The sequence below is a fragment of the Bacillus sp. GS3m_15504 genome (genome assembly GCF_055825275.1).
This window is the reverse complement of record NZ_JBVVNL010000001.1, coordinates 3,413,841-3,433,584: the sequence shown is the minus strand read 5'-3', so window position 1 is coordinate 3,433,584 and position 19,744 is coordinate 3,413,841. Positions and strand designations below refer to the sequence as shown.

Annotated in this window: 27 protein-coding genes and 1 other annotated feature (1 of these 28 running past the window's edge); of the genes, 14 read left to right on the top strand and 13 right to left on the bottom strand. The window is 34.4% G+C overall.

Translation table 11 applies throughout. The features are described 5' to 3' along the window. Positions 1-41 precede the first annotated feature (41 nt). Genes dltB through AC0L0O_RS18035 form a run of 3 tightly spaced genes read right to left on the bottom strand, consistent with a single transcriptional unit; the run spans position 42 to position 2,878 of the window. Positions 42-1,208, bottom strand: a complete 1,167-nt coding sequence (gene dltB, locus AC0L0O_RS18045) for a D-alanyl-lipoteichoic acid biosynthesis protein DltB (RefSeq protein ID WP_000127941.1) — start codon at positions 1,206-1,208, stop codon at positions 42-44. Further along, on the bottom strand, positions 1,205-2,719 hold the full coding sequence (gene dltA / locus AC0L0O_RS18040; RefSeq protein ID WP_000770518.1) for a D-alanine--poly(phosphoribitol) ligase subunit DltA: 1,515 nt from the start codon (positions 2,717-2,719) through the stop codon (positions 1,205-1,207). Before dltA ends, dltB begins: the two co-directional genes overlap by 4 nt. A gap of 12 nt (positions 2,720-2,731) precedes the next feature. Continuing rightward, complete coding sequence (locus AC0L0O_RS18035) at positions 2,732-2,878, bottom strand: teichoic acid D-Ala incorporation-associated protein DltX (RefSeq protein WP_000440293.1); 147 nt, start codon at positions 2,876-2,878, stop codon at positions 2,732-2,734. Between the two features lie 337 nt (positions 2,879-3,215). Here AC0L0O_RS18035 and amaA point away from each other — a divergent pair, with 337 nt between their 5' ends. The 5 genes from amaA to AC0L0O_RS18010 all read left to right on the top strand — a co-directional run bounded on the left by amaA (position 3,216) and on the right by AC0L0O_RS18010 (position 6,286). Next, complete coding sequence (amaA, locus tag AC0L0O_RS18030) at positions 3,216-4,385, top strand: N-acyl-aliphatic-L-amino acid amidohydrolase (RefSeq protein WP_072180604.1); 1,170 nt, start codon at positions 3,216-3,218, stop codon at positions 4,383-4,385. Between the two features lie 226 nt (positions 4,386-4,611). Further along, positions 4,612-4,788, top strand: a complete 177-nt coding sequence (locus AC0L0O_RS18025) for a hypothetical protein (RefSeq protein WP_000929018.1) — start codon at positions 4,612-4,614, stop codon at positions 4,786-4,788. Continuing rightward, on the top strand, positions 4,781-5,227 hold the full coding sequence (locus AC0L0O_RS18020; RefSeq protein WP_000041153.1) for a flavodoxin: 447 nt from the start codon (positions 4,781-4,783) through the stop codon (positions 5,225-5,227). Before AC0L0O_RS18025 ends, AC0L0O_RS18020 begins: the two co-directional genes overlap by 8 nt. 24 nt (positions 5,228-5,251) lie before the next feature. Beyond that, entirely contained in the window at positions 5,252-6,025 is a 774-nt protein-coding gene (locus tag AC0L0O_RS18015) for a hypothetical protein (RefSeq protein ID WP_001984406.1), read from the top strand. Positions 6,026-6,124: 99 nt separating this feature from the next. Continuing rightward, complete coding sequence (locus AC0L0O_RS18010) at positions 6,125-6,286, top strand: hypothetical protein (protein ID WP_000651087.1); 162 nt, start codon at positions 6,125-6,127, stop codon at positions 6,284-6,286. Between the two features lie 2 nt (positions 6,287-6,288). Here the strand turns inward: AC0L0O_RS18010 and AC0L0O_RS18005 are convergent, their stop codons facing one another. After that, the gene (locus AC0L0O_RS18005; protein ID WP_000379005.1) at positions 6,289-7,191 is read right to left on the bottom strand and encodes an aminoglycoside phosphotransferase family protein; all 903 of its coding nucleotides are present in this window, start codon (positions 7,189-7,191) and stop codon (positions 6,289-6,291) included. Positions 7,192-7,274: 83 nt separating this feature from the next. On the opposite strand from AC0L0O_RS18005, the gene AC0L0O_RS18000 reads away from it, so the two are divergent. Beyond that, positions 7,275-7,793, top strand: coding sequence for a hypothetical protein (locus AC0L0O_RS18000; RefSeq protein ID WP_001984431.1), 519 nt, complete (start codon positions 7,275-7,277; stop codon positions 7,791-7,793). A 64-nt stretch (positions 7,794-7,857) separates the two neighbouring features. Here the strand turns inward: AC0L0O_RS18000 and AC0L0O_RS17995 are convergent, their stop codons facing one another. From AC0L0O_RS17995 to AC0L0O_RS17985, 3 genes are all read right to left on the bottom strand, one after another. Next, positions 7,858-8,007 carry a hypothetical protein gene (locus AC0L0O_RS17995; protein ID WP_000743738.1) on the bottom strand — a complete coding sequence of 50 codons (150 nt, stop codon included), beginning with the start codon at positions 8,005-8,007 and terminating at the stop codon, positions 7,858-7,860. Between the two features lie 18 nt (positions 8,008-8,025). After that, positions 8,026-8,199, bottom strand: coding sequence for a hypothetical protein (locus AC0L0O_RS17990; RefSeq protein WP_000343559.1), 174 nt, complete (start codon positions 8,197-8,199; stop codon positions 8,026-8,028). Positions 8,200-8,272: 73 nt separating this feature from the next. After that, on the bottom strand, positions 8,273-9,634 hold the full coding sequence (locus AC0L0O_RS17985) for an MATE family efflux transporter (protein ID WP_000665388.1): 1,362 nt from the start codon (positions 9,632-9,634) through the stop codon (positions 8,273-8,275). Positions 9,635-9,816: 182 nt separating this feature from the next. Here AC0L0O_RS17985 and uppP point away from each other — a divergent pair, with 182 nt between their 5' ends. Continuing rightward, positions 9,817-10,608 (top strand): bacitracin resistance undecaprenyl-diphosphatase, encoded by a 792-nt coding sequence (uppP, locus tag AC0L0O_RS17980; protein ID WP_000796236.1) that lies wholly within the window; start codon positions 9,817-9,819, stop codon positions 10,606-10,608. 29 nt (positions 10,609-10,637) lie between these two features. Here uppP and AC0L0O_RS17975 read toward each other — a convergent pair whose 3' ends face one another. Together AC0L0O_RS17975 and AC0L0O_RS17970 are read right to left on the bottom strand one after the other, a co-directional pair. Further along, entirely contained in the window at positions 10,638-11,225 is a 588-nt protein-coding gene (locus tag AC0L0O_RS17975; RefSeq protein WP_002036028.1) for a thioredoxin family protein, read from the bottom strand. A gap of 33 nt (positions 11,226-11,258) precedes the next feature. After that, on the bottom strand, positions 11,259-11,690 hold the full coding sequence (locus tag AC0L0O_RS17970) for a regulatory YrvL family protein (RefSeq protein ID WP_001001327.1): 432 nt from the start codon (positions 11,688-11,690) through the stop codon (positions 11,259-11,261). Between the two features lie 162 nt (positions 11,691-11,852). Between AC0L0O_RS17970 and AC0L0O_RS17965 the strand changes: the two genes are divergently transcribed. Together AC0L0O_RS17965 and AC0L0O_RS17960 are read left to right on the top strand one after the other, a co-directional pair. Beyond that, on the top strand, positions 11,853-12,272 hold the full coding sequence (locus AC0L0O_RS17965) for a MarR family winged helix-turn-helix transcriptional regulator (RefSeq protein WP_000081439.1): 420 nt from the start codon (positions 11,853-11,855) through the stop codon (positions 12,270-12,272). A gap of 136 nt (positions 12,273-12,408) precedes the next feature. Beyond that, positions 12,409-12,564 carry a hypothetical protein gene (locus AC0L0O_RS17960; RefSeq protein WP_000184930.1) on the top strand — a complete coding sequence of 52 codons (156 nt, stop codon included), beginning with the start codon at positions 12,409-12,411 and terminating at the stop codon, positions 12,562-12,564. Positions 12,565-12,586: 22 nt separating this feature from the next. Here AC0L0O_RS17960 and AC0L0O_RS17955 read toward each other — a convergent pair whose 3' ends face one another. Further along, positions 12,587-13,822, bottom strand: a complete 1,236-nt coding sequence (locus AC0L0O_RS17955; RefSeq protein ID WP_000814826.1) for a dicarboxylate/amino acid:cation symporter — start codon at positions 13,820-13,822, stop codon at positions 12,587-12,589. Positions 13,823-14,807: 985 nt separating this feature from the next. Here AC0L0O_RS17955 and AC0L0O_RS17950 point away from each other — a divergent pair. Further along, the gene (locus tag AC0L0O_RS17950; RefSeq protein WP_000454125.1) at positions 14,808-16,151 is read left to right on the top strand and encodes a TrkH family potassium uptake protein; all 1,344 of its coding nucleotides are present in this window, start codon (positions 14,808-14,810) and stop codon (positions 16,149-16,151) included. Positions 16,152-16,184: 33 nt separating this feature from the next. Here the strand turns inward: AC0L0O_RS17950 and AC0L0O_RS17945 are convergent, their stop codons facing one another. Further along, positions 16,185-16,568: a hypothetical protein gene (locus tag AC0L0O_RS17945; RefSeq protein ID WP_002002373.1), complete on the bottom strand. Its 384-nt coding sequence runs from the start codon at positions 16,566-16,568 to the stop codon at positions 16,185-16,187. A 214-nt stretch (positions 16,569-16,782) separates the two neighbouring features. Between AC0L0O_RS17945 and ytfJ the strand changes: the two genes are divergently transcribed. Both ytfJ and AC0L0O_RS17935 read left to right on the top strand, forming a co-directional pair. Then, a complete protein-coding gene (gene ytfJ / locus AC0L0O_RS17940; protein WP_001984429.1) occupies positions 16,783-17,250 on the top strand; it encodes a GerW family sporulation protein in 468 nt (155 codons plus the stop codon). A 108-nt stretch (positions 17,251-17,358) separates the two neighbouring features. After that, positions 17,359-17,448 carry a hypothetical protein gene (locus AC0L0O_RS17935; protein ID WP_000608226.1) on the top strand — a complete coding sequence of 30 codons (90 nt, stop codon included), beginning with the start codon at positions 17,359-17,361 and terminating at the stop codon, positions 17,446-17,448. Positions 17,449-17,800: 352 nt separating this feature from the next. On the opposite strand, the gene AC0L0O_RS17930 is transcribed toward AC0L0O_RS17935, so the two are convergent. Continuing rightward, positions 17,801-18,040: a YkuS family protein gene (locus tag AC0L0O_RS17930; RefSeq protein ID WP_000101005.1), complete on the bottom strand. Its 240-nt coding sequence runs from the start codon at positions 18,038-18,040 to the stop codon at positions 17,801-17,803. 126 nt (positions 18,041-18,166) lie between these two features. Next, positions 18,167-18,406 carry a DUF3911 family protein gene (locus AC0L0O_RS17925; protein ID WP_000752504.1) on the bottom strand — a complete coding sequence of 80 codons (240 nt, stop codon included), beginning with the start codon at positions 18,404-18,406 and terminating at the stop codon, positions 18,167-18,169. 59 nt (positions 18,407-18,465) lie between these two features. Here AC0L0O_RS17925 and AC0L0O_RS17920 point away from each other — a divergent pair, with 59 nt between their 5' ends. Together AC0L0O_RS17920 and ilvE are read left to right on the top strand one after the other, a co-directional pair. Beyond that, complete coding sequence (locus AC0L0O_RS17920; RefSeq protein ID WP_001984413.1) at positions 18,466-18,663, top strand: hypothetical protein; 198 nt, start codon at positions 18,466-18,468, stop codon at positions 18,661-18,663. A 158-nt stretch (positions 18,664-18,821) separates the two neighbouring features. Further along, positions 18,822-19,718: a branched-chain-amino-acid transaminase gene (gene ilvE / locus AC0L0O_RS17915; protein ID WP_001005491.1), complete on the top strand. Its 897-nt coding sequence runs from the start codon at positions 18,822-18,824 to the stop codon at positions 19,716-19,718. A gap of 16 nt (positions 19,719-19,734) precedes the next feature. Next, positions 19,735-19,744, top strand: a binding site (T-box leader); it runs 218 nt beyond the window's last position.

Genomic DNA, 19,744 nt, shown 5'->3' with positions numbered 1-19,744 from the left:
ATATTATATGTGCAACTTCTTAATGGTATAAGAAGGGTGCATTAAAAGTATCTGTTAAGGTGTCCAGAGAAAATTAGGAAACCGAAACATACAACGTGGAACGTAATTACGATCGCAAGGACGTGTGTAAATTTATTGTTTGGCCAAAACTTATGCTTTTTGTTTTTTCGTTCGAAAATATCAAATAGAATAAACAGTGCGGCATGATAAAGACCATAAATAATGTATTGATACACATGCTCACCAGTAATATGCCAAATTCCCATGATGAAAAAGTTTAAAAATGCACCGATATACGAAATTGTATAACGGTTTTTAATTAACTTTTTCTTCGTTGCAAAAAAGACGAAACGCATGTAAATAAAATCACGGAACCAGAATGATAAACTCATGTGCCAACGGTTCCAGAAGTCTTTAATGTTACGACTAATGAACGGCTTATTAAAGTTTTCAGGCGTTTTAATACCCATCATATAACTTACACCAATTACAAATGAGCTATAACCAGCAAAGTCGAAGAATAAATATAAGCTATAGCTATACATGTAAATCATATTGGATAAAATTGTATCTTGCTGAGCAAATGCTGGATCCATAAAATATTGCTTTATTAAGTAAGCGATAATAAATTTATACAAGAAACCTTGGAAAATACGGTTTAACCCTGTATATAGTAAATTTTGATATTCTTCAGCGCTAGGTGGCTTTTGAATGTCTTTTTGGAATCTACGATAACGATCGATAGGTCCTGTTGAAATCGCTGGGAAGAATAAAACGAATTCCCAAAAATTAAAGAAGGAAAGTTCCTTAATTAATCCATCGCGAACTTCAAATACCATTTGCACTGCTCTAAATGTTACATAAGACATCCCTAAAAATACAATGAACTTTAGATCAGGTGCAAATGGTGCGATTTTTGCCAAAATAAGTGGCAAAATTGATAAAATAACAGCTATACAGAATGTAAATGTACTATTATTTTTTTTTCTTAAAAGTAAATAGCCTTTAATAAGGGCATATTGCCAAATAATAAATGCGGCTAACATAATCGCTTGCTTCGGCTTATCAGAGAAGATAATAGCAAGCATGACTAATGTTAAAACGGCATTATATTTACGCAACATTTTACCTTTTAATCCAGCTATGATAGTAGGTATTAATAAAATGCCCACTATAGCGAAAAAATAAAATGATCCATATGCGGTCATGCTGTAACCTCACTCAATAATTTTTTGCGATCTACCTTTCCATTTGGTGTCATTGGAATAGAAGATTGATACATGAATTTACGTGGAATCATGTAGTTTGGTAATCGCTCATTGAGTTCTTTTTTGATTGCAGATGTTAATTTGAATTCTTTTTCAAATGAATGTTCTCCAGGAACAACAACCGCTAATAAATAATCGTATTTCTCACCTTTTTTAATTGGAACGATAACTGCTCCTTCTACGTAAGAACACGCACGAAGATGATGCTCAATTTCTTCTAATTCCATTCGATAACCATGCAGCTTAATTTGGAAATCAAGACGACCATTATAGAATAGAAGACCATTTTCAACATAGCCAGCATCGCCTGTTTTATAGGCGCGCTCACCGTCAATCATAGTAAATGCTTTTTCTGTTAATTCAGGGCTTCCTAAATATCCAACGCTTACGCTTGGACCGACAATTACGATTTCACCTTTTTCACCATCAGGTGCAATCGTGCCATCTTCTTTCATAATAAGAAGGCGACAATCTGATTTACAGTAGCCAACTGGAAGTGATTTGTATTGATCAAGCACTTCTTCTGTAACGTGAATACCTGTTACAGCGACAGTAGCTTCTGTTGGACCATACGTATTCATAATTGTTGCTTTCGGGAAACGCTCAATTAATTTTCTAGCTACTTCATTTGGTAATACTTCACCGCAGAATAAGAATGTTTTCATGTTTGGTAGCATACTCTCAGAGAAAGATGCTTCCATTAAACACATCTCTGCGAAAGATGGTGTTGAAGTCCATACTTGTATATCCGATTGCTCTAAAGAAGCAAACAAGTCTTTTGGACGTGCAATCATATCTTTATCGATTGCCCAAAGTGTACCACCTGTTACTAATGATGGGTAAATATCCATGACAGATAAATCGAATGAGAAAGGTGCTTGGTTTAAGAATACTTGCCCTGTTTGTAAGTTGAAGTCTTCTACAGCCCATTGTGTAAAGCTTACAAGGCAGTTATAAGTAATCTGAACCCCTTTCGGATTACCTGTGCTTCCTGATGTGTAAATAATGTAGAAGTTCTCATCACCTTTTACCGCATGTTCAGGATTTGGAGTGTTCCCTTTATGAGTAAAGAAAATATCTTTTAAGTTGTCTTCACTTACAATGCGAACTGGTAAATCAGTTACAGTTACTGCTGCTGCTGATAAAAGTAATTTCGCACCAGAATTTTCAGCGATACGTTGTACACGATCAGCTGGGATAGATAAATCTACAGGAATATAAGCATGTCCAGCTTTTACACATCCTAAAAAGTTAATAATCATTTCAGGTTGCATATGGCCATACACCATAATTGGTGAACGATCATCTGGATACTCAGAAGAAATCCAATGTGCTAACGCATCAGAATCTTCCTTTAATTGTTTGTACGTAATTTTCGCATCTCGCCAAACAAAAGCAGTTTGATCAGGCGTTTCAATAGCCCACTTTTCAATTTGTTCTAATAACTTCATAACGTTCCCACCCTAAAATTCGTTGTAAATAAATGTACTTGTGTTTGTATCATGGAATCCATACAACCAAAGTAATGCAAATAAAATTGCAAGGTAATAAACCGTCTTTGCAACCCATTGTGTGAGTGGTCGAGACCATATCTCTTTTAATCTTTCCATGTCTTTCCCTCTCTTAATGAAATAATAGCTCTTTGTAGGTATCATGTCCTACATTATTGTGAAAAAAACAAACTTCCACATTTTAGGTAAAAATAAGTCAAAAGGCTCTTTTCTGATATTAGCACTAAATACTAAAAAAGAAAATCCCTAACTTAGCAATTATATTACATTCAGCATGAATTTGTAATGGGTTTGACATGTAAATAGGAAGCGGATTGTATGAATACATAAAAGTGGACTATAAGAATACGAAAAAATAGAGTATTTGTTTTTAGTAATCACTCGAGACAGAGTAAAGTTTACAATTTCTATCTCTTTTGAAAAGGAGGAAATTATCATGAATAGAGTGTGGAAGAGTTTAATTGCGGAAGAAAATATTGTGAAATGGAGAAGACATTTTCATAAGTATCCGGAATTATCGTTTCATGAGAAAGAAACTTCACAATTTATATATGATACATTATGCTCATTTTCTTCTTTTGAAGTAACGAGACCGACGAAGTATAGTGTACTAGCAATTAAAAGAGGAACGGAACAAGGGAAAGTAGTTGCGATTCGAGCTGATATAGATGCTCTGCCAATTCAAGAGGAGACAAGTAAATCTTATACGTCTGTGAATAAAGGGATAATGCATGCATGTGGGCATGATGCTCACGCCGCTATTTTGTTGAGTACAGCAGAGGCATTATCAAATATAAAGGAAGATTTTGCAGGGGAGATTCGTCTATTTTTTCAGCACGCAGAAGAGGTATATCCTGGCGGAGGACAAGAAATGGTTGAGGCAGGCGTGATGGACGGTGTTGATTATGTAATAGGTTTACATGTTATGTCAGGACTTGAGAGCGGGAAGATAGGAATTGCATATGGGCCGATGATGGCGGCACCAGACGTATTTACAGTTGAAATTCAAGGGAAAGGAGGACATGCGGCGAGGCCGGAGGAAACGATAGACCCTATTGCTATCGGAGCACAGATTATTACAAATCTACAACATATTGTATCAAGAAATACAAGTGCTTTCATGCAAAGAGTCGTTTCAGTTACGCAGTTTCATGGGGGAATGGCTGATAATATTATTCCTAGTGTAGCAACTTTAATGGGCACTGTTCGTTCATTTAATCAAGCATTAAGGGTGGAAGCAGAAGAGAAAATTGAAAAAATCGTGAAAGGTATTACAAAAGCACATGGAGGGGCGTATACATATACGTATCGATATGGATATGATCCAGTGATTAATGATGAATATATTACGAAAGTAGTAGAAGAAAGTGCAATACATTTGTTTGGGAATGAGCGTGTTGTGAAGCTTGAACCTTCTATGGGAGGAGAAGATTTTTCAGCATATTTAAGAAAAGCACCTGGTTGTTTTATTAAACTAGGAACCGGTAATGAAAAGATAAATACTTGCTATCCGCATCATCATCCAAAATTTGATGTAGATGAATCAGTGCTAATTAATGGAGTGGAATTATTTTTAGAGACAGCGATAAGACTACTAAAATCATAGAGAAATATAAAAAAAGGCAACTGCGCTCTATCGCAGTTGCTTTTATTTCTTTCCGTCAGAGAGGGCTGAGAAAGAACTATGCTCATTTATAGTATATGAATAGCTAACGGACAAGCTTGTACATTTTAATCATTTTTTAAAAAAAAGTTGTTGACATTGATAATCAATGTCAATTAATCTAAATATAGTTGAAATTGATAATTATTATCAATAGGATGGATGCGACATGTTAATGAGAAAAAATTTTCACCTTCTGCGGAGGGGATTAAAAGATAAAAATAAAGATATTGATCAGCATATGGAATGGCAACGAAATGTAATTCGGTCTGAATATGTAGATGAGAAGAAGAGCATTCAAACAGAAAAAGAGATACAAAGTAAAGGGAGAGGTTCAGTTGAGTAAGTTAGTAATGATTTTTGCGAGTATGAGTGGAAATACAGAGGAAATGGCTGATCATATTGCCGGCGTGATTCGTGAAACAGAAAATGAAATTGAAGTTATTGATATTATGGATTCACCAGAAGCTTCTATATTAGAACAGTATGATGGAATTATTTTAGGTGCATACACTTGGGGAGATGGTGACCTTCCTGATGATTTCTTAGATTTTTATGACGCAATGGATTCTATTGATTTAACTGGAAAAAAAGCGGCAGTATTCGGATCATGTGATTCAGCTTATCCAAAATACGGCGTGGCGGTTGACATTTTAATAGAAAAGCTACAAGAACGCGGTGCAGCAGTTGTGTTAGAAGGACTAAAAGTAGAATTAACGCCAGAAGATGAAGATGTAGAAAAATGTTTACAGTTTGGAGCTGAATTTGTAAAACACCTTTCTTAATGGCAGAAGGGAGATGAAGAGTAAGTGCATGAGAAAATCGCGATCAAAACGATGACAGATTATCATTTGTATGATTTTATGCGTTGCCCGCATAAATTTTATTTTCGTCATATAAAAAGAAGAGAACCTTCTTCGTTTGAATGGCAACAAATCGCACAAATGATTGTGAATCAAATTATTAACGAATATTACACACTACCTGCGGGCCAACAGACGAAAATTGTACTTTTACTATTAATAGAAAAGTATTGGAAAAAAGTAAGGATTAATATGTTTGCTTCGAAGACGGAGTATTATATTGTGTTAGCAAAGCTAACAGATCACTTATTACAGTTTGTTGAAAGAGATGATGGTCAGACACCGCCGTTATTTTTATATGAAAAATTTCAAACATATATGGAAGAGTTAGGTGTGCAGATGTCATTGACACTAGAAGTTGGTGAGTGGAGTACTGAGTCGTTTGTAATTAAAAAGTATGTTGTCGATGCGGATGAGGAAATGCTTGCTCTTTGTCAAAAGTTAATGACAGTATTTAGTTATAAAGCTTTCGGCATTCTTCCAGAGAAAATTGAAGTTATTAATTTAATAGAAGGAACTAAGTATGAGTACATTCCGAAACAAGAAGATATAACAACTGGAATGGCTGATTTATCTAGAATGAAAGAAATGTTGCAGCAACCTGAGCACTACACAGAGCGTCATTTTCGTTCTGAGTGTATAAGTTGTGCATTTCGTAGCGAATGCCAAGGGGAAGAAGTAAAGAAAGAAGCAAAGCAGAAGAAAAATATTGTACATTAAAGGATGCAAATTTGCATCCTTTTTTTGTTGTTGACATGAAAAGCTTTTCATCATTTACCGTATATTTGTAGCAGATTTTAATAAAGGGAGGAATAATCAATGAAAGATGAAACGAAAGTATTTCAATGGTTAAAAGAACAAAATGCTCCTTTTGGGATTCAACTGCAAATTTTACAAGCATTTCAACTATATAAAGTCATTATTGAAATGGATAAAAAGCTAATGATGTATGAGGAGAGGGAATATAGGGAGAGAATGTAATCTCATCCCTGCAGTATTACTTTCAGTTGTTCTATACTTGCTAGAAATTCAAGTTCATTCTTTGTTTCAAAGTTATAAATCATGTTATGTAGTAAAGGACTGTACTGATAAAAACTCGTGATGCGGTGAATGAGTAATGGGTCATGGTGTGAAGTAAGTGTACTATATTGTTCATATACTGATGTAGTAAATTCATGTCCGAAATCATAATATAGCCCAGCAAAATCAAAGGCAGGATCTCCAATTTGAGCATCACCAAAATCGATAATCCCTGAAATGATTTTATTTTGTTTATCAAATAAAATATGATGATGTGTAAAGTCAGCGTGAATGATTGCATTTGGAAATGCCGATGTAGCTATACAGGCAAAAAAATTCTCGAATAAACGGTTTAAGGTTGATTTCTGGAACGAAGTTAGACTGTTAGTAACATACTCATTTAATTTAGTTTGTAGCTCTTTCCAGTAGGTAAGTGTTTTTTCGGTAGGGAACCCTAACGCTGTAACACTTTTTAGAGGAATGCTATGTAGAGCCGCAAGGAAAGTAGCTAATTGTGTAATAATTATTTTTCGTTCTTTTTCATCTAAGTTCGCAACTATTTCTGTTTTTAATGGTTCACCATGAATGAGAGTATAGTAACTACAAAGAGGAACTTCATCAGATTCATTTTTATAAATTAGGTGATATTGTGGAACTTCGATTTCTTGTAGTGATTGAGTGAGAATTGTGCACAGTTCTTTTTCTAACGGAATTCGCATTGCATATTCCTGTTTTCGCGGGAAACGAAACAATAGTTCATCATTTACAATAACCGCTACATTATCCCATCCTTCTTCATTTTGTTTATATGAGTGTATAGAAAGATTAGGCAAAGCTTCTTTTATATATTGTTTGTAAGAGTCCATACTTGTTCCTCGTTTCTGATTTAAGTTATTCTACTTTATGATATCAGAATTTTCTTTCTATATGTTAAAATATACCTATCATTATGGAGAAGGGTGAGAGTATTATGAAGAAAAGAATAGTAATCATTTCTCTATGTATCGTTTTTGGAATGTTTTGGTCATATAAAGAAGAAGTTTTTGCTAGCTATAAACCAATTGATCAGTACGGATTAAATAAGGAATTAAAGAACAAAAGTATAGAAACTTTAACTCATAATGAAATGAAAAAGGTAGGAGAACATTTTGTGACCGAGCAACTATCAGTTTTTGAGTTTACTAATAAAGAAGATGTGAAACGAAAAGGTGAAGAACTATTTTTAAATAGAGGGTATGAACAATTAATGAAAAATTATTATCCAAATCGCTTTCAGGATTTAGAGTATAAATTTACAAACGAGGAGATACGTGAAGTGACGGATGAAAGTTTTCTCTATCAAACTGTAGCGTACGTGACGGGTATTGAAAATGGTAAGAGAAGCGAAATGAAATTGAATTATGAAATGAAAATTGTAAAGGTTAATCATACATTTAAGGTGTTAGAACAAAAACAGTATGTACAATAAAGTGAAATATGAATCAGTATCATAAATAGCGGGATAAAAAAATCCCCCAGTTCTTTGAGGGATTCTAAAGATTTTCATTTTGTTGACCAATTTCTTTTTGAGCAATATATAAATTCCCTTGCTCAACTTGTTTTTGAGTAAGAACAGAATCACCTGCATACCCTTTTTCTGTTTTCACAGTTCTTTTTGAACGATTGGAATCTTGTTTCTTCATATAATAAATCACCTTCCATCAAAAATAAACGAAAATGATAAGCACAAGCAATACAGCAGCAAAAATGGTAATACCCATTAAAAACGAAGTGTTTTTATATTTAGGTGGCTTATGTACATCTTGCCGATATCCAGGTGAAATTTCAGGGGCGAATTCTTCGTCGAATGATTGCTTTTTTTCTTTTTCGTCCATATGTATCCACCTTTCTTTTTCATTATGTTATACGTTACAAGAAAAAATATGCATAAAGAAAACAACCGCTATATTATGAGCGGCTGTTTTGCGTTGTATATTTTCTCTGAACTTGAAAGAGACGGATGAGGAGGAAGGTTGCTCCAAATGCTAGACCGATAATAAGACCAATCCAATATCCTTTTGCTGCCCAGTCAGTATAAGTTGCTAATATGTAACCGAGAGGGAGACCTATTACCCAATAGGCGATTAATGTCATAATTAAGGCGACATTTACATCTTTATAACCACGTAGTGCCCCTTGTACAGGAGTTGCAATTGCATCTGAAATTTGAAATAAAATCGCAAATATAAGAAATTCTTTTGCTAAATGATGAACTTGTATATCTGTCGTATAAATAGAAGCAATTTCATCATCAAAGAAGTAAAGAAGAATGGAATACAATAGGGCGAATGCCAGTGCTAATCCAATCCCGATAAATCCATACTGTTTTGCGTTATTATATCGTTTCGCTCCAACTTCAAATCCAACAGCGATGGTCATTGCCATTGCTAAACTTAAAGGAGTCATATATAGCAAGGAAGCGAAGTTCATAGCTGCCTGATGAGCTGCAATTGTTGTCGTACTAAAATTACTCATCATAAGTGTTACCGCAGCAAAAATACTCGTTTCAAAAAAGATAGCAAATCCGATAGGGACGCCAAGTTTTAAGAATTCTTTCCAACTCGAAAGGGAAGGACGATATAATTGTTTAAAGATATTGAAAGATGCAAAAGGCTCTTTCGTACGAATAATCATAACGGTAATAATTAAAATGCACCAATAGGTTGCTGCAGAAGCAATTGCTGCTCCGACACCACCGAGTTTTGGAAAACCGAAGTTACCGAAAATTAATACATAATTTAATACTACGTTGATTGGTAATGATAGTAATGTAATGATCATCGTTGTGCGAGTTTTTCCTAATGCATCAATAAATCCGCGTAAAACTGTGTAAGTAAATAAAGGGATAATTCCAATTGCGATAATACTTAAAAATTGTGCCGCAATACGTTCTACAGGTTCTTCTAATCGCATGCCATTTAAAATAGGTGTAACAGTAAATAAACCTATAAGGATAACGACGAAGCTAGCACAAATTGCTAAATAAACTGCTTGTATGACAACGTGAGGAACATCCTCTTTTTTCTTAGATCCAACGAGTTGTGCAACAATTGGAGTCGTAGCCATCAAAATTCCTGTTAATCCCGTACTAACTGGAATCCATATACTTGTTCCGATAGCAACACCTGCTAAATCAATAGGGCTTGCATGTCCTGACATGGTCGTATCGAAAAAACTCATTGCAAATAATGACATTTGCGTAACGAAAATCGGGAAAAATAGTAATGCAAATTGCTTTAATTTTTGTGAAAATGAATTAGTTTCTTTCATAAAATCCCCTTTCCGCTAAAAAAACCAAACTCTTACTATCATACAATTTAATCAAAAAATAGAAAAGAAATACGCGCATACAACATGTAAATTCAATAAAAAAAGGATGCACTTTAAAAGGGGATAAGGTATTATGATAAGGTGTGAAAAATTACATATTTGTTATTAAGGAGGCACTACTTGTGGCTGATTGGTTAATTGGTATAATCATGGGTGCTGTTGAAGGGTTAACAGAGTTCTTACCAGTATCATCAACAGGGCATATGATTTTAACAGGACATCTAATTGGATTTGACGACGATAGAGCGAAAGTTTTCGAAGTTGTTATTCAATTGGGATCGATTTTAGCAGTTGTTGTTATATTTTGGAAACGTTTATGGTCTTTAGTAGGTATAGGGAAAGTAACAGACGGACCATCGTTAAATTTATTACATATTATTATCGGGATGATTCCAGCCGGCGTACTTGGCGTATTGTTCCATAGTGCGATTAAAGAAGTTTTATTTGGGCCAGGCCCAGTTGTTATTAGCTTAGTGGCTGGTGGTATTTTAATGATTGTTGCTGAGAAGTTTTCGAAACCAAGTACAGCAAGAACATTAGATGAAATCACATATAAACAAGCATTTACAATCGGAATGTTCCAATGTTTAGCGCTTTGGCCAGGCTTTTCTCGTTCTGGTTCTACAATAAGTGGTGGTTTATTAGCTCGCGTGTCACATACAGCGGCAGCTGAATATACATTTATTTTAGCAGTACCAATGATGGTAGCTGCAAGTGGCTTAGATTTAATTAAAAGCTGGGATATATTAAGTACGGCTGATATACCGTTATTTGCAACAGGATTTATTACAGCATTCGTTGTTGCGATGCTTGCAATTGTTTCATTCTTAAAATTATTATCTCGTGTAAAACTAACACCGTTCGCTTACTACCGTTTCATTTTAGCTGCGGTATTCTATTTCTTCATTATGTAATAAAAAAACTGCCGAGTTCGGCAGTTTTTTTATTTTACTACTTTTTCTATCATGCTTTCCATTACATGTTCCCATAGAGAAGTATCATCAGCTAATGTAGCACGGAAATTAGCGTACATTTCTTTTTGTTTCTCTTCGAATGTTGGATCTTCTTTTTCAGGCAATGTAGCACGCATTGAAGTTACTAACTCCTGTACTTTTGGAGCGCGTGGTCCCCAAACGGCTTGTTCATTTCCATCTTTATCAATGAAAATAAAGATTGGAATCGCACGTGCTGTTCCGTTTGTTAAATATTGATCCATTAATTCTAAGTTTTCATCGCGAATTAATAATGACATATCAATATTTGCAACTTCAGAAATTCGTTTCATAACAGGTACGCATAAAAGAGCATCGCCACACCAATCAGCTGTTAATACGATAACACGCCAGCCATCATTTTGACGTTCTTCTAATACAGGAAGTAATTCATTTGGAATTAAAAAGTTATTGTAAATGTGCAGTAGCTCGTATTGATTTACTTTCATTTCATTCACATATGTATCAAAGGACATACCTTTATCAGCCCATTGTTGTAAGTTCATAAGTAACACCTCTTTAGTATGATTTGTTTTCATTGTACCAATTTTTATATAGAAAAGCTTGTATTCTTACTCTTTCTTGTCACTTAATAATTTACTTAATAGGAAAAAGAATAATACGATACATAATTCAGCAAGATTGGACAGTTGTACGCTCTCTATCCAATCATCGGCAATATGAATGACGAACCAATCTAGCGTAATTTCAATGATTGCGAAAAGAGTAATAGAAAGCCAATTGGGCATGTTTTTTGTCATTGGATATAGAATGATCTTGAAGAAAATGAAGAAAAAGAATGTAATACCGTCTAAGAAAGTGATTAATAAAAAAAATAGAAGTAAAGCAGTGCGCGAACTATACTCTATACCAGTTATATGAAAGATTCCTACATATACAAAAAATATAAATGCAAAAACTATAATGAGAAAAAGAATAACAAAACCAATAATTAAAGTCTTATCTTTTAGATTAAGATTAGAAAATTTGTCTTCTTCGTTCACTACTCCAACTCCTTTTTCTGGAAATTAAATTTTATTGTATCATGAAATATATATTAAAAAACTACGAATTATAGGGAAATAAGGTGACAAAAAGTAAGATTTCATGTAAAATTATTAATAAGGTTTTTATTTAACTAAATGAAATAAAAGGGGCTGTCAAAGTTGTCTCAAAATCGAGAGCAATTAATGGAAGAACTATCGACAAATGTTTTTGCTATGTTCCGCACGTTGCGTAATGATATTGGAAAAATATTTGGTGGTTACATACCGTGGAATGAGTTCATCGTCCTTAGAATATTGAATCGTACGAATAAAGAAATGGTATCACGTGTAGCGAATGAGTTAAATGTGTCGAATAGTCATATTACAGCTGTTACAGAAAAATTAATTAATAAAGGTTTTGTCACTCGTTCACGTTCCACTTCAGATCGCCGCGTTGTGTATTTAGAGATTACAGAACAGGGGAAAGATTTAGTTGCGAAAATGGAAGGTGCGAAAAAACAATATTTACAAGAAAGATTTTCTACGCTTTCAGAAGAAGAAATGAATATAATGATATCTATTTCTAAAAAGCTTATTTAAGTTATTACAAGTAAGAAAACGCTTACGTAATGAAAAAGGAGACCTTCCTTATATGAGGAAGGTCTCCTTTCGTTTGTAAAAGATTATAAAAAAGAAAATATGTAACATACTACTAATAAAGGAAGGGGGCAGAAATATGACAAATCGAAATGGTAGTAAAGGGAGCGGAAACCAAGGCTCACCGAAATCAGGACAATTTCAGCAAGAGTTTAGTGCAGAATTTGAAACTGGTGATGATAACAAAGGAAAAGAATATCGTTCGAAAAAGGGAAGTAAATCAAAAAAGGAGTGAATCATTTCACTCCTTTTTTGATTTAAGATGCGGCAGATTGATCCGTATTATATTTTTCTTCTGATTTTGCGACAATCATTGCGCAAATTGCATCACCAGAAATATTTACAGCTGTTCTTGACATATCTAGAATACGGTCAATACCGATAATTAAGGCAATACCTTCTACCGGTAGGTTTACTTGATTTAAAACCATCGTAAGCATTACAAGCCCAACACCTGGTACACCAGCAGTGCCGATACTAGCTAGTACAGCAGTTAATACGACGACAGCTAATTGTGTCACTGTAAGTTCAACGCCATACACTTGAGCAATAAATACAGTTGCTACACCTTGCATAATAGCAGTACCATCCATATTAATTGTTGCACCTAGTGGTTGTACAAAAGAGCTAATTGCTTTTGGAACTCCAAGCTTCTCTTGTGCGGTTTTCATTGCAAATGGAAGAGATGCATTAGAGCTCGATGTACTAAATCCAATTGCCATTACTGGTCCGAAATGTTTAAAGAAACGGACAATACTTTCTTTTGCTAATACTTTTAATAAGCCGCCATATACGAAGACACCGTGAATAATGAGTACCAACATAACGACAATCATATACTTGAACATCGCAGCGACGCCTGCAAGACCCATTTTACCAACGGATGAAGCGAGCAAGCCAAATGTTCCGATTGGAGCCAATTTCATAACGAGATTAACGAGATACATCATTAATTCGTTGCCCTGTTCAAGTAATGAATGGATACCTTGAACTCGTTTTCCTAAAATAGCTATACCGAGTCCGATTAATACGGCGAAGGCAATAATTTGTAACATGTTTCCATCAGCCATCGCTTTTGCTGGATTATCTGGTACGATATTTAGCAATGTATCAACGAAAGATGTTTCGGTTTTTGCCCCCTCATATTTAAGCCCTTCGGTTTTAAAGTTACCGCCAGATCCTGGTTTTATAATAAGTGCAAATGTAACAGCAATAGAGATGGCAACAGCTGTTGTTACGAGGAAGAATGAAATTGATTTTAAACCGATTCTTCCAAGTTGCTTCGGATCTCCAAGACCAGCAGCTCCAAGCACGATAGAAATAAACACGACAGGAACAACTAGCATTTTAATGAGTCGAATAAACAATTGACCAAGTGGATTGAACACATATTGATTTAATGGATCAAAAATGGATGGAGCAGCTAAATTTAAAGTGAGTCCGACAACTAAACCGAGAAATAATGCAAGTAAGATTGCTTTTGTTTGTTTCAATAAAATCCCCCCTTATTTTTTGTGAAATAATTTTCTACATTAATTGTACCGAAAAAAGACCTATTTTGACAATGTTTTCTGAATATTTTGTATAAAAATGTGTATTTTCATGTAGAGAGGATTACATTTTGTATTTGAAACACAAAATAGGCCATCACATATGATGGCCTAGGGAAGGGGACAATTTATGTCAATTTAATTAGGGATGGAAGTTGTTCAAGACACTGGGGAATGTCTTATAAATTAGGGAGGAACAACTTCGATACATACACTATAAAAGATAGATGTGACCCCCGTGTGAACATAGAGTGAAAGAGAGAGGGAGTTTTAAATAGAAGGTAGAGTAAACAAAAAATAAGACCATCACACAGGATGGCCGAAGGAAGGGGACAATTTATGTCAATTTAATTAGGGATGGAAGCTATTCAAAGACACTGGGGAATGTCTTATAAATTAGGGAGGAATAGCTTCGATACATATACTATAAAAGGTAGATGTGACCCCCGTGTGAACATAGAGTGAAAGAGAGAGGGAGTTTTAAATAGAAGGTAAAGTAAACAAAAATAAGACCATCACATAGGATGGCCGAAGGAAGGGGACAATTTATGTCAATTTAATTAGGGATGGAAGTTGTTCAAGACACTGGGGAATGTCTTATAAATTAGGGAGGAACAACTTCGATACGTATACTATAAAAGATAGATGTGACCCCTATGTGAACATAGGGTGAAAGGTATGAGGATTTAAGAAATGATACATGTAAAATGATTGTTACGAGAGTTGTAGAGTAAGAATAAATATAATAGAAATTGTCTTGTCGTAAAATGAAGTGAAGTTCGAGTATAAATAAAAGTTGAAAACTATGAAAAAAAGGATTATGCTCAACTATATTATAAGAATATGAGGTTTATCTGACTATTTGAAGGCTCTTAAAAGCCTTTATTTATGAAGGAAAAGCTGCACTTTATTAAGGGAGTTAGTGAATATGGAAGTAACAAAAAGACAAAGGCTGTATAATCGTTTTATACGATTAAATCCACCACAAATATTAGCATTAGGTTTTTTCTGCTTAATTGTGGTTGGCGGTTTGTTATTAAAGTTACCATTCGCAACGAAGGTACATATTAGTTGGGTAGATGCTTTCTTTACGGCAACGTCAGCAGCAACTGTAACGGGATTGGGAGTAGTAGATACTGCAAGTACGTTTACGATGTTTGGTGAAATTGTTATTATGTTTTTAATTCAAACAGGTGGTCTAGGTCTTATGACGATTGCCATTTTAATTGTTTGGGTATTAGGTAAAAAAATTGGTTTACGCCATCGCTTATTAATTGGAGAGGCTTTTAATCAGACAAATATAGGTGGTCTCGTAAAATTAGTAAAACGTGTCTTTATATTTTCAATTTGTATTGAGTTTATTGGAGTTATCTTTTTATCGTTTCGCTTTATTCCAGAGTTTGGCTTTGGAAAAGGTATACACTATAGTATTTTTCACGTAATCGCATCTTATAATAATGCGGGATTTGCTCTATGGCCGGATAATTTAACGAGGTATGTAGGCGATCCTATTATTAATATTGGGATTTGCTCTTTAATCGTAATAGGTGGTCTCGGATTTACCGTATTAATTGATATATGGTATAGCCGTAGTTTTCGAAAATTATCACTGCATTCAAAAATCATGATTGTTGGAACAGTAGCGCTAAATGTAATAGCGATGATTGTGATTTTTATATTGGAGTATAATAATGTGAAGACGTTAGGGAATTTACCTTTAAATGAAAAATTATGGGCTTCTTTCTTCCAAGGTATTACTCCTCGTACTGCAGGATTTAATACAGTTGACTACGGAGGTATGGAAGAATCATCTATATTATTTACGATGGTTTTAATGTTTATTGGTGCAGGAAGTGTATCAACAGGTGGAGGGATTAAATTAACAACGTTTGTTATTTTAGTTACATCTGTCCTTTCTTTCTTTAGAAAGAAAGAGGAAATTGTTTTATTCCAGCGCACAATCAAAATGTCGACAGTAACGAGAGCTTTAGCCATAGCTGTTGCCAGTCAAATTCTCATTTTTGCAGCAGTATTTGTATTAATGCTTACAGAAAACTTCAGTTTTATTCAGTTACTATTTGAAACAATTTCAGCATTTGGAACAGTAGGGTTAACGATGGGGATTACTGCGAAGTTATCAGCGTTTGGAAAATGTATTATTATGTTTGTTATGTTTTGTGGATTAATCGGACCGTTAACACTTGTTTTTTCTTTAGCACGACCAGCAAAACAAAAAATTAAATATCCATCAGAAGATGTATTTACAGGATAAGGTATCTCGCATAAGCGAGATACCTTTTTCTTTTTAAAAAAGGGAGAATAATAAACCGATAAGTGCTACTCGGAATAAAATTGCAATGAGTGCTGCAATTCCGCCGACAATCGCAGCGATACCACCAGTTACAGTAGCTCCGCGATTATAAGCGTAAATACCCAGTAGTACAGAAACAAGACCAAATAATGTTGGGAAGGTAAATAGTGATAGGATAGATAAGGCAAGAGCGATGAAGCCAGCAGTTGATCCAGCGGCAGACGATCTTACATCATCTTTATGATCTTTCTCATCGTAATCATAATCAATGCGCTGTGGTGCGACTTCGGCTGCATATTCTTCTTTATAGTCACTATCTATTCTATCTCTTTTTTTATACTCATCAAATTTCTCAGTCAAAGTCATGACTCCTTTCATAACAAGGTTCAATAGTAGTATGTATCTCTTTTTCATTTTTATCCCGCTTTCATGGGCAGTAAGACCCCAACCTCAAAATTCAGTGAAAGCAAAGAAGATAGGTGGGGGATGAAGAACCCCCCACTGATTAAAGTTTTACTTTATCCGAGTATGTACAGGGAGTAATATCCATCTAGAAGGAGGAAATTGTTTTTTTGAAATAGGAAAAGTTAGTATGACTTCCTCTATTTTGGAAAGTATAAAAAAGAATAATGAGGAAAGGGTGCAATACATAATGGAACATCCAATTGAAAATTTAATGAAAACAGCAATGACAAATTTAAAAGAGATGGTAGATGTAAATACGATTGTTGGAAGTCCAGTTTCAACAGCTGACGGAAATGTAGTATTAACAGTATCACAAGTTGCTTTTGGTTTTGGTGCCGGCGGAAGTGATTTTAAAGGTGATTTTATTTCCGAAAAACATAGTAACGGACAAGGACAGCATAAAGAGAAGAAGCAAAGTCATCCGTTTGGAGGTGGAAGCGGGGCTGGGGTTTCCATTAGCCCGGTTGCTTTTTTAGTAGTTTGTTCTAACGGTGTACAAGTATTACACCTCAATAGTAGTACACATTTAATTGAGAAGGCTTTAAATACTGTACCAAGTACTGTAGATAAATTTGTAAATAGTCGTCAAAAGTGAACTTGCATTTTTTAGGAATTATGATATATTAGAAAAAGTGTGCTTTATGATGATCGGAATAATTGAATTGTAAATATATATGATGTGTGGAATAAGGGAGAGGAATTTATGATTAATATCAAAAACTTAGTAGTTGGCTTATGTATGTTAGTAAGCGGCTTTGTAGTATATGTAGTAAAAGAAAAAGCTCCATTCTAAAACAGACAAACCGTTACTGTCTGTTTTTAATTTGCAAAAAATATTGACGAGTTGTTGTATTGGTGTTATAATTTTATTTCGTGTCTCGGTTACAGCTAGTGTAAAGTAAATAAATCTTATAAATATAATACAAAAAGTTTGCGAAAGATCGGGTAGTTTTACCAACAACTTTTGTGAACAAACCCTATAAATTATAATTGTAGGCTTTATAGGTATACTAGTGAATCAAGGAGCGGTCAGTGGAACCGTAATGATGAGAGAGAGGTAGGGCTTTCATCCAGTATATGTTACTTTCCCGTTAGGTGAATATAAAAAAGAGGACTCCTTTTCAAAAGGAGTCCTCTTTCATTTTTTAAGTGCGGCTCTCAACTTGCTGACAAATATCATCTGTTGTTAAACCGTGAGCTGTAATTACCGATCCTTTAATTGATGCATCTGCAATCCCCATCATATTGGAATCTTGCCCAGTTACCACACAACAATCGCAACCTTGTGCATCCTGTTCTGAATTAAGGGTAACAACTTCATGTCCTTGTTGCTTAAGAGCTTGCTGAACATCTGTTAATGAGTTTTCAACGCCGATTCTAGCCATAATTCTCACCTCCTACCATCTATTTGCTAGTATGCTCAAGTACATCACATATATTTATGCAAAGAAGATAGGAAGCATATATTTCTTTTGCTATTTATGGATAGTTTAAATAAAGTTTCACTTTATTTAGTCGTTATATACACCCGTAAGCATTTGACTTACGAATTGATCGTTTAGAGTATCTTGGGCGGAAGAAGTATTTGAATGAATGTCGATTGAAGCAATGAAATTGTTATGTTCTTTATTATTTGGTTCTACCTCTACATAATTATCAAATTTACAAAAACCTTTCGTATCCATTAGATCAAATAGTTGAAGCATCTCTACTACCTCTTGTCTCGTTCCTTTAATTTGTACACACGCCATATTGATTTCCTCCTTCATTTTGACAAATTGTTTTTTAAAAATAGGATTATGATTCCGAAATGAAAAATATGAATGTTATTTTTAGACAGCGTTATTTTTATTATTTTCCCCCTTTTTCAGCAAAAGTCGTTGTATATTCCCGAATTTATAAAAACGGACGTCCGTTTATTGAATACAATAGATTCGTATCAATTGATGAAAATCCTTCTTTTAAACAAATATTTTTTTTAGCGGAAATTGGTGAAAAAAATTTTTGACTTTTTGTAAACGTTAACAATGTTGTTAAATCAATGTAATTAAAGATGTACGTACGAATAAAAATTATAAATTTTCTAAAAATTCACTTGATTTATTTAGAAAGGAGAGTAAACTAGGAAACAATAAAAAATTCATAGAACATAGGAGGCGCTTTCCAGTGAACGAGCAATGGATTTTCTTAAATGGAGAATTTGTTCCAAAAGACGAGGCAAAAGTATCAGTATATGATCATGGTTATTTATATGGCGATGGAGTATTTGAAGGAATTAGAGTTTATAGCGGTAATGTTTTCCGTTTGAGAGAGCATCTTGTCCGGTTATATGAATCAGCAAAATCCATCATGTTAGAAATTCCATATTCTTTAGATGAAATAACGAATATTGTTGTTGAGACGATCCGACAAAATAAATTATCTAATGGATACATTCGCCTAGTTGTATCGAGAGGAGCAGGAAATCTTGGGTTAGATCCTGATTCTTGTACGAAACCGAATGTAGTAGTAATTGCAGAGCAACTATCTTTATTCCCGCAAGAGTATTATGAAAAAGGGATTCCAGTTGTAACAGTTGCAACGCGCCGAAACCGTCCAGATGTATTGTCGCCTCAAGTAAAATCTTTAAATTACTTAAACAATATTTTAGTTCGCATCGAAGCGAAATTGGCTGGAGTACAAGAAGCGCTTATGTTAAATGATCAAGGATACGTAGCTGAAGGCTCAGGAGATAACGTGTTTATTGTAAAAGGAAATAAATTAATTACACCACCAAGTTCTGCTGGAGCGTTAGAAGGTATTACACGAAACGCTATTTTAGAAATCGGTGAAAAACTTGGATATGACGTTAGAGAAGAGTTATTTACAAGACATGATGTATATGTAGCTGATGAAGTATTTTTAACAGGAACGGCTGCGGAAGTAATTGCTGTTACGACAGTAGATGGTAGAACGATCGGTTTAGGGCAAACAGGTCCACATACGAATCGTTTATTAGAAGAATTCCGAAAGTTAGTTATAGAAGATGGAGAGAAAATTTACGAAGAAAATAAAGTTGGATAACAACTTTTTATAACATAAGAAAGCGT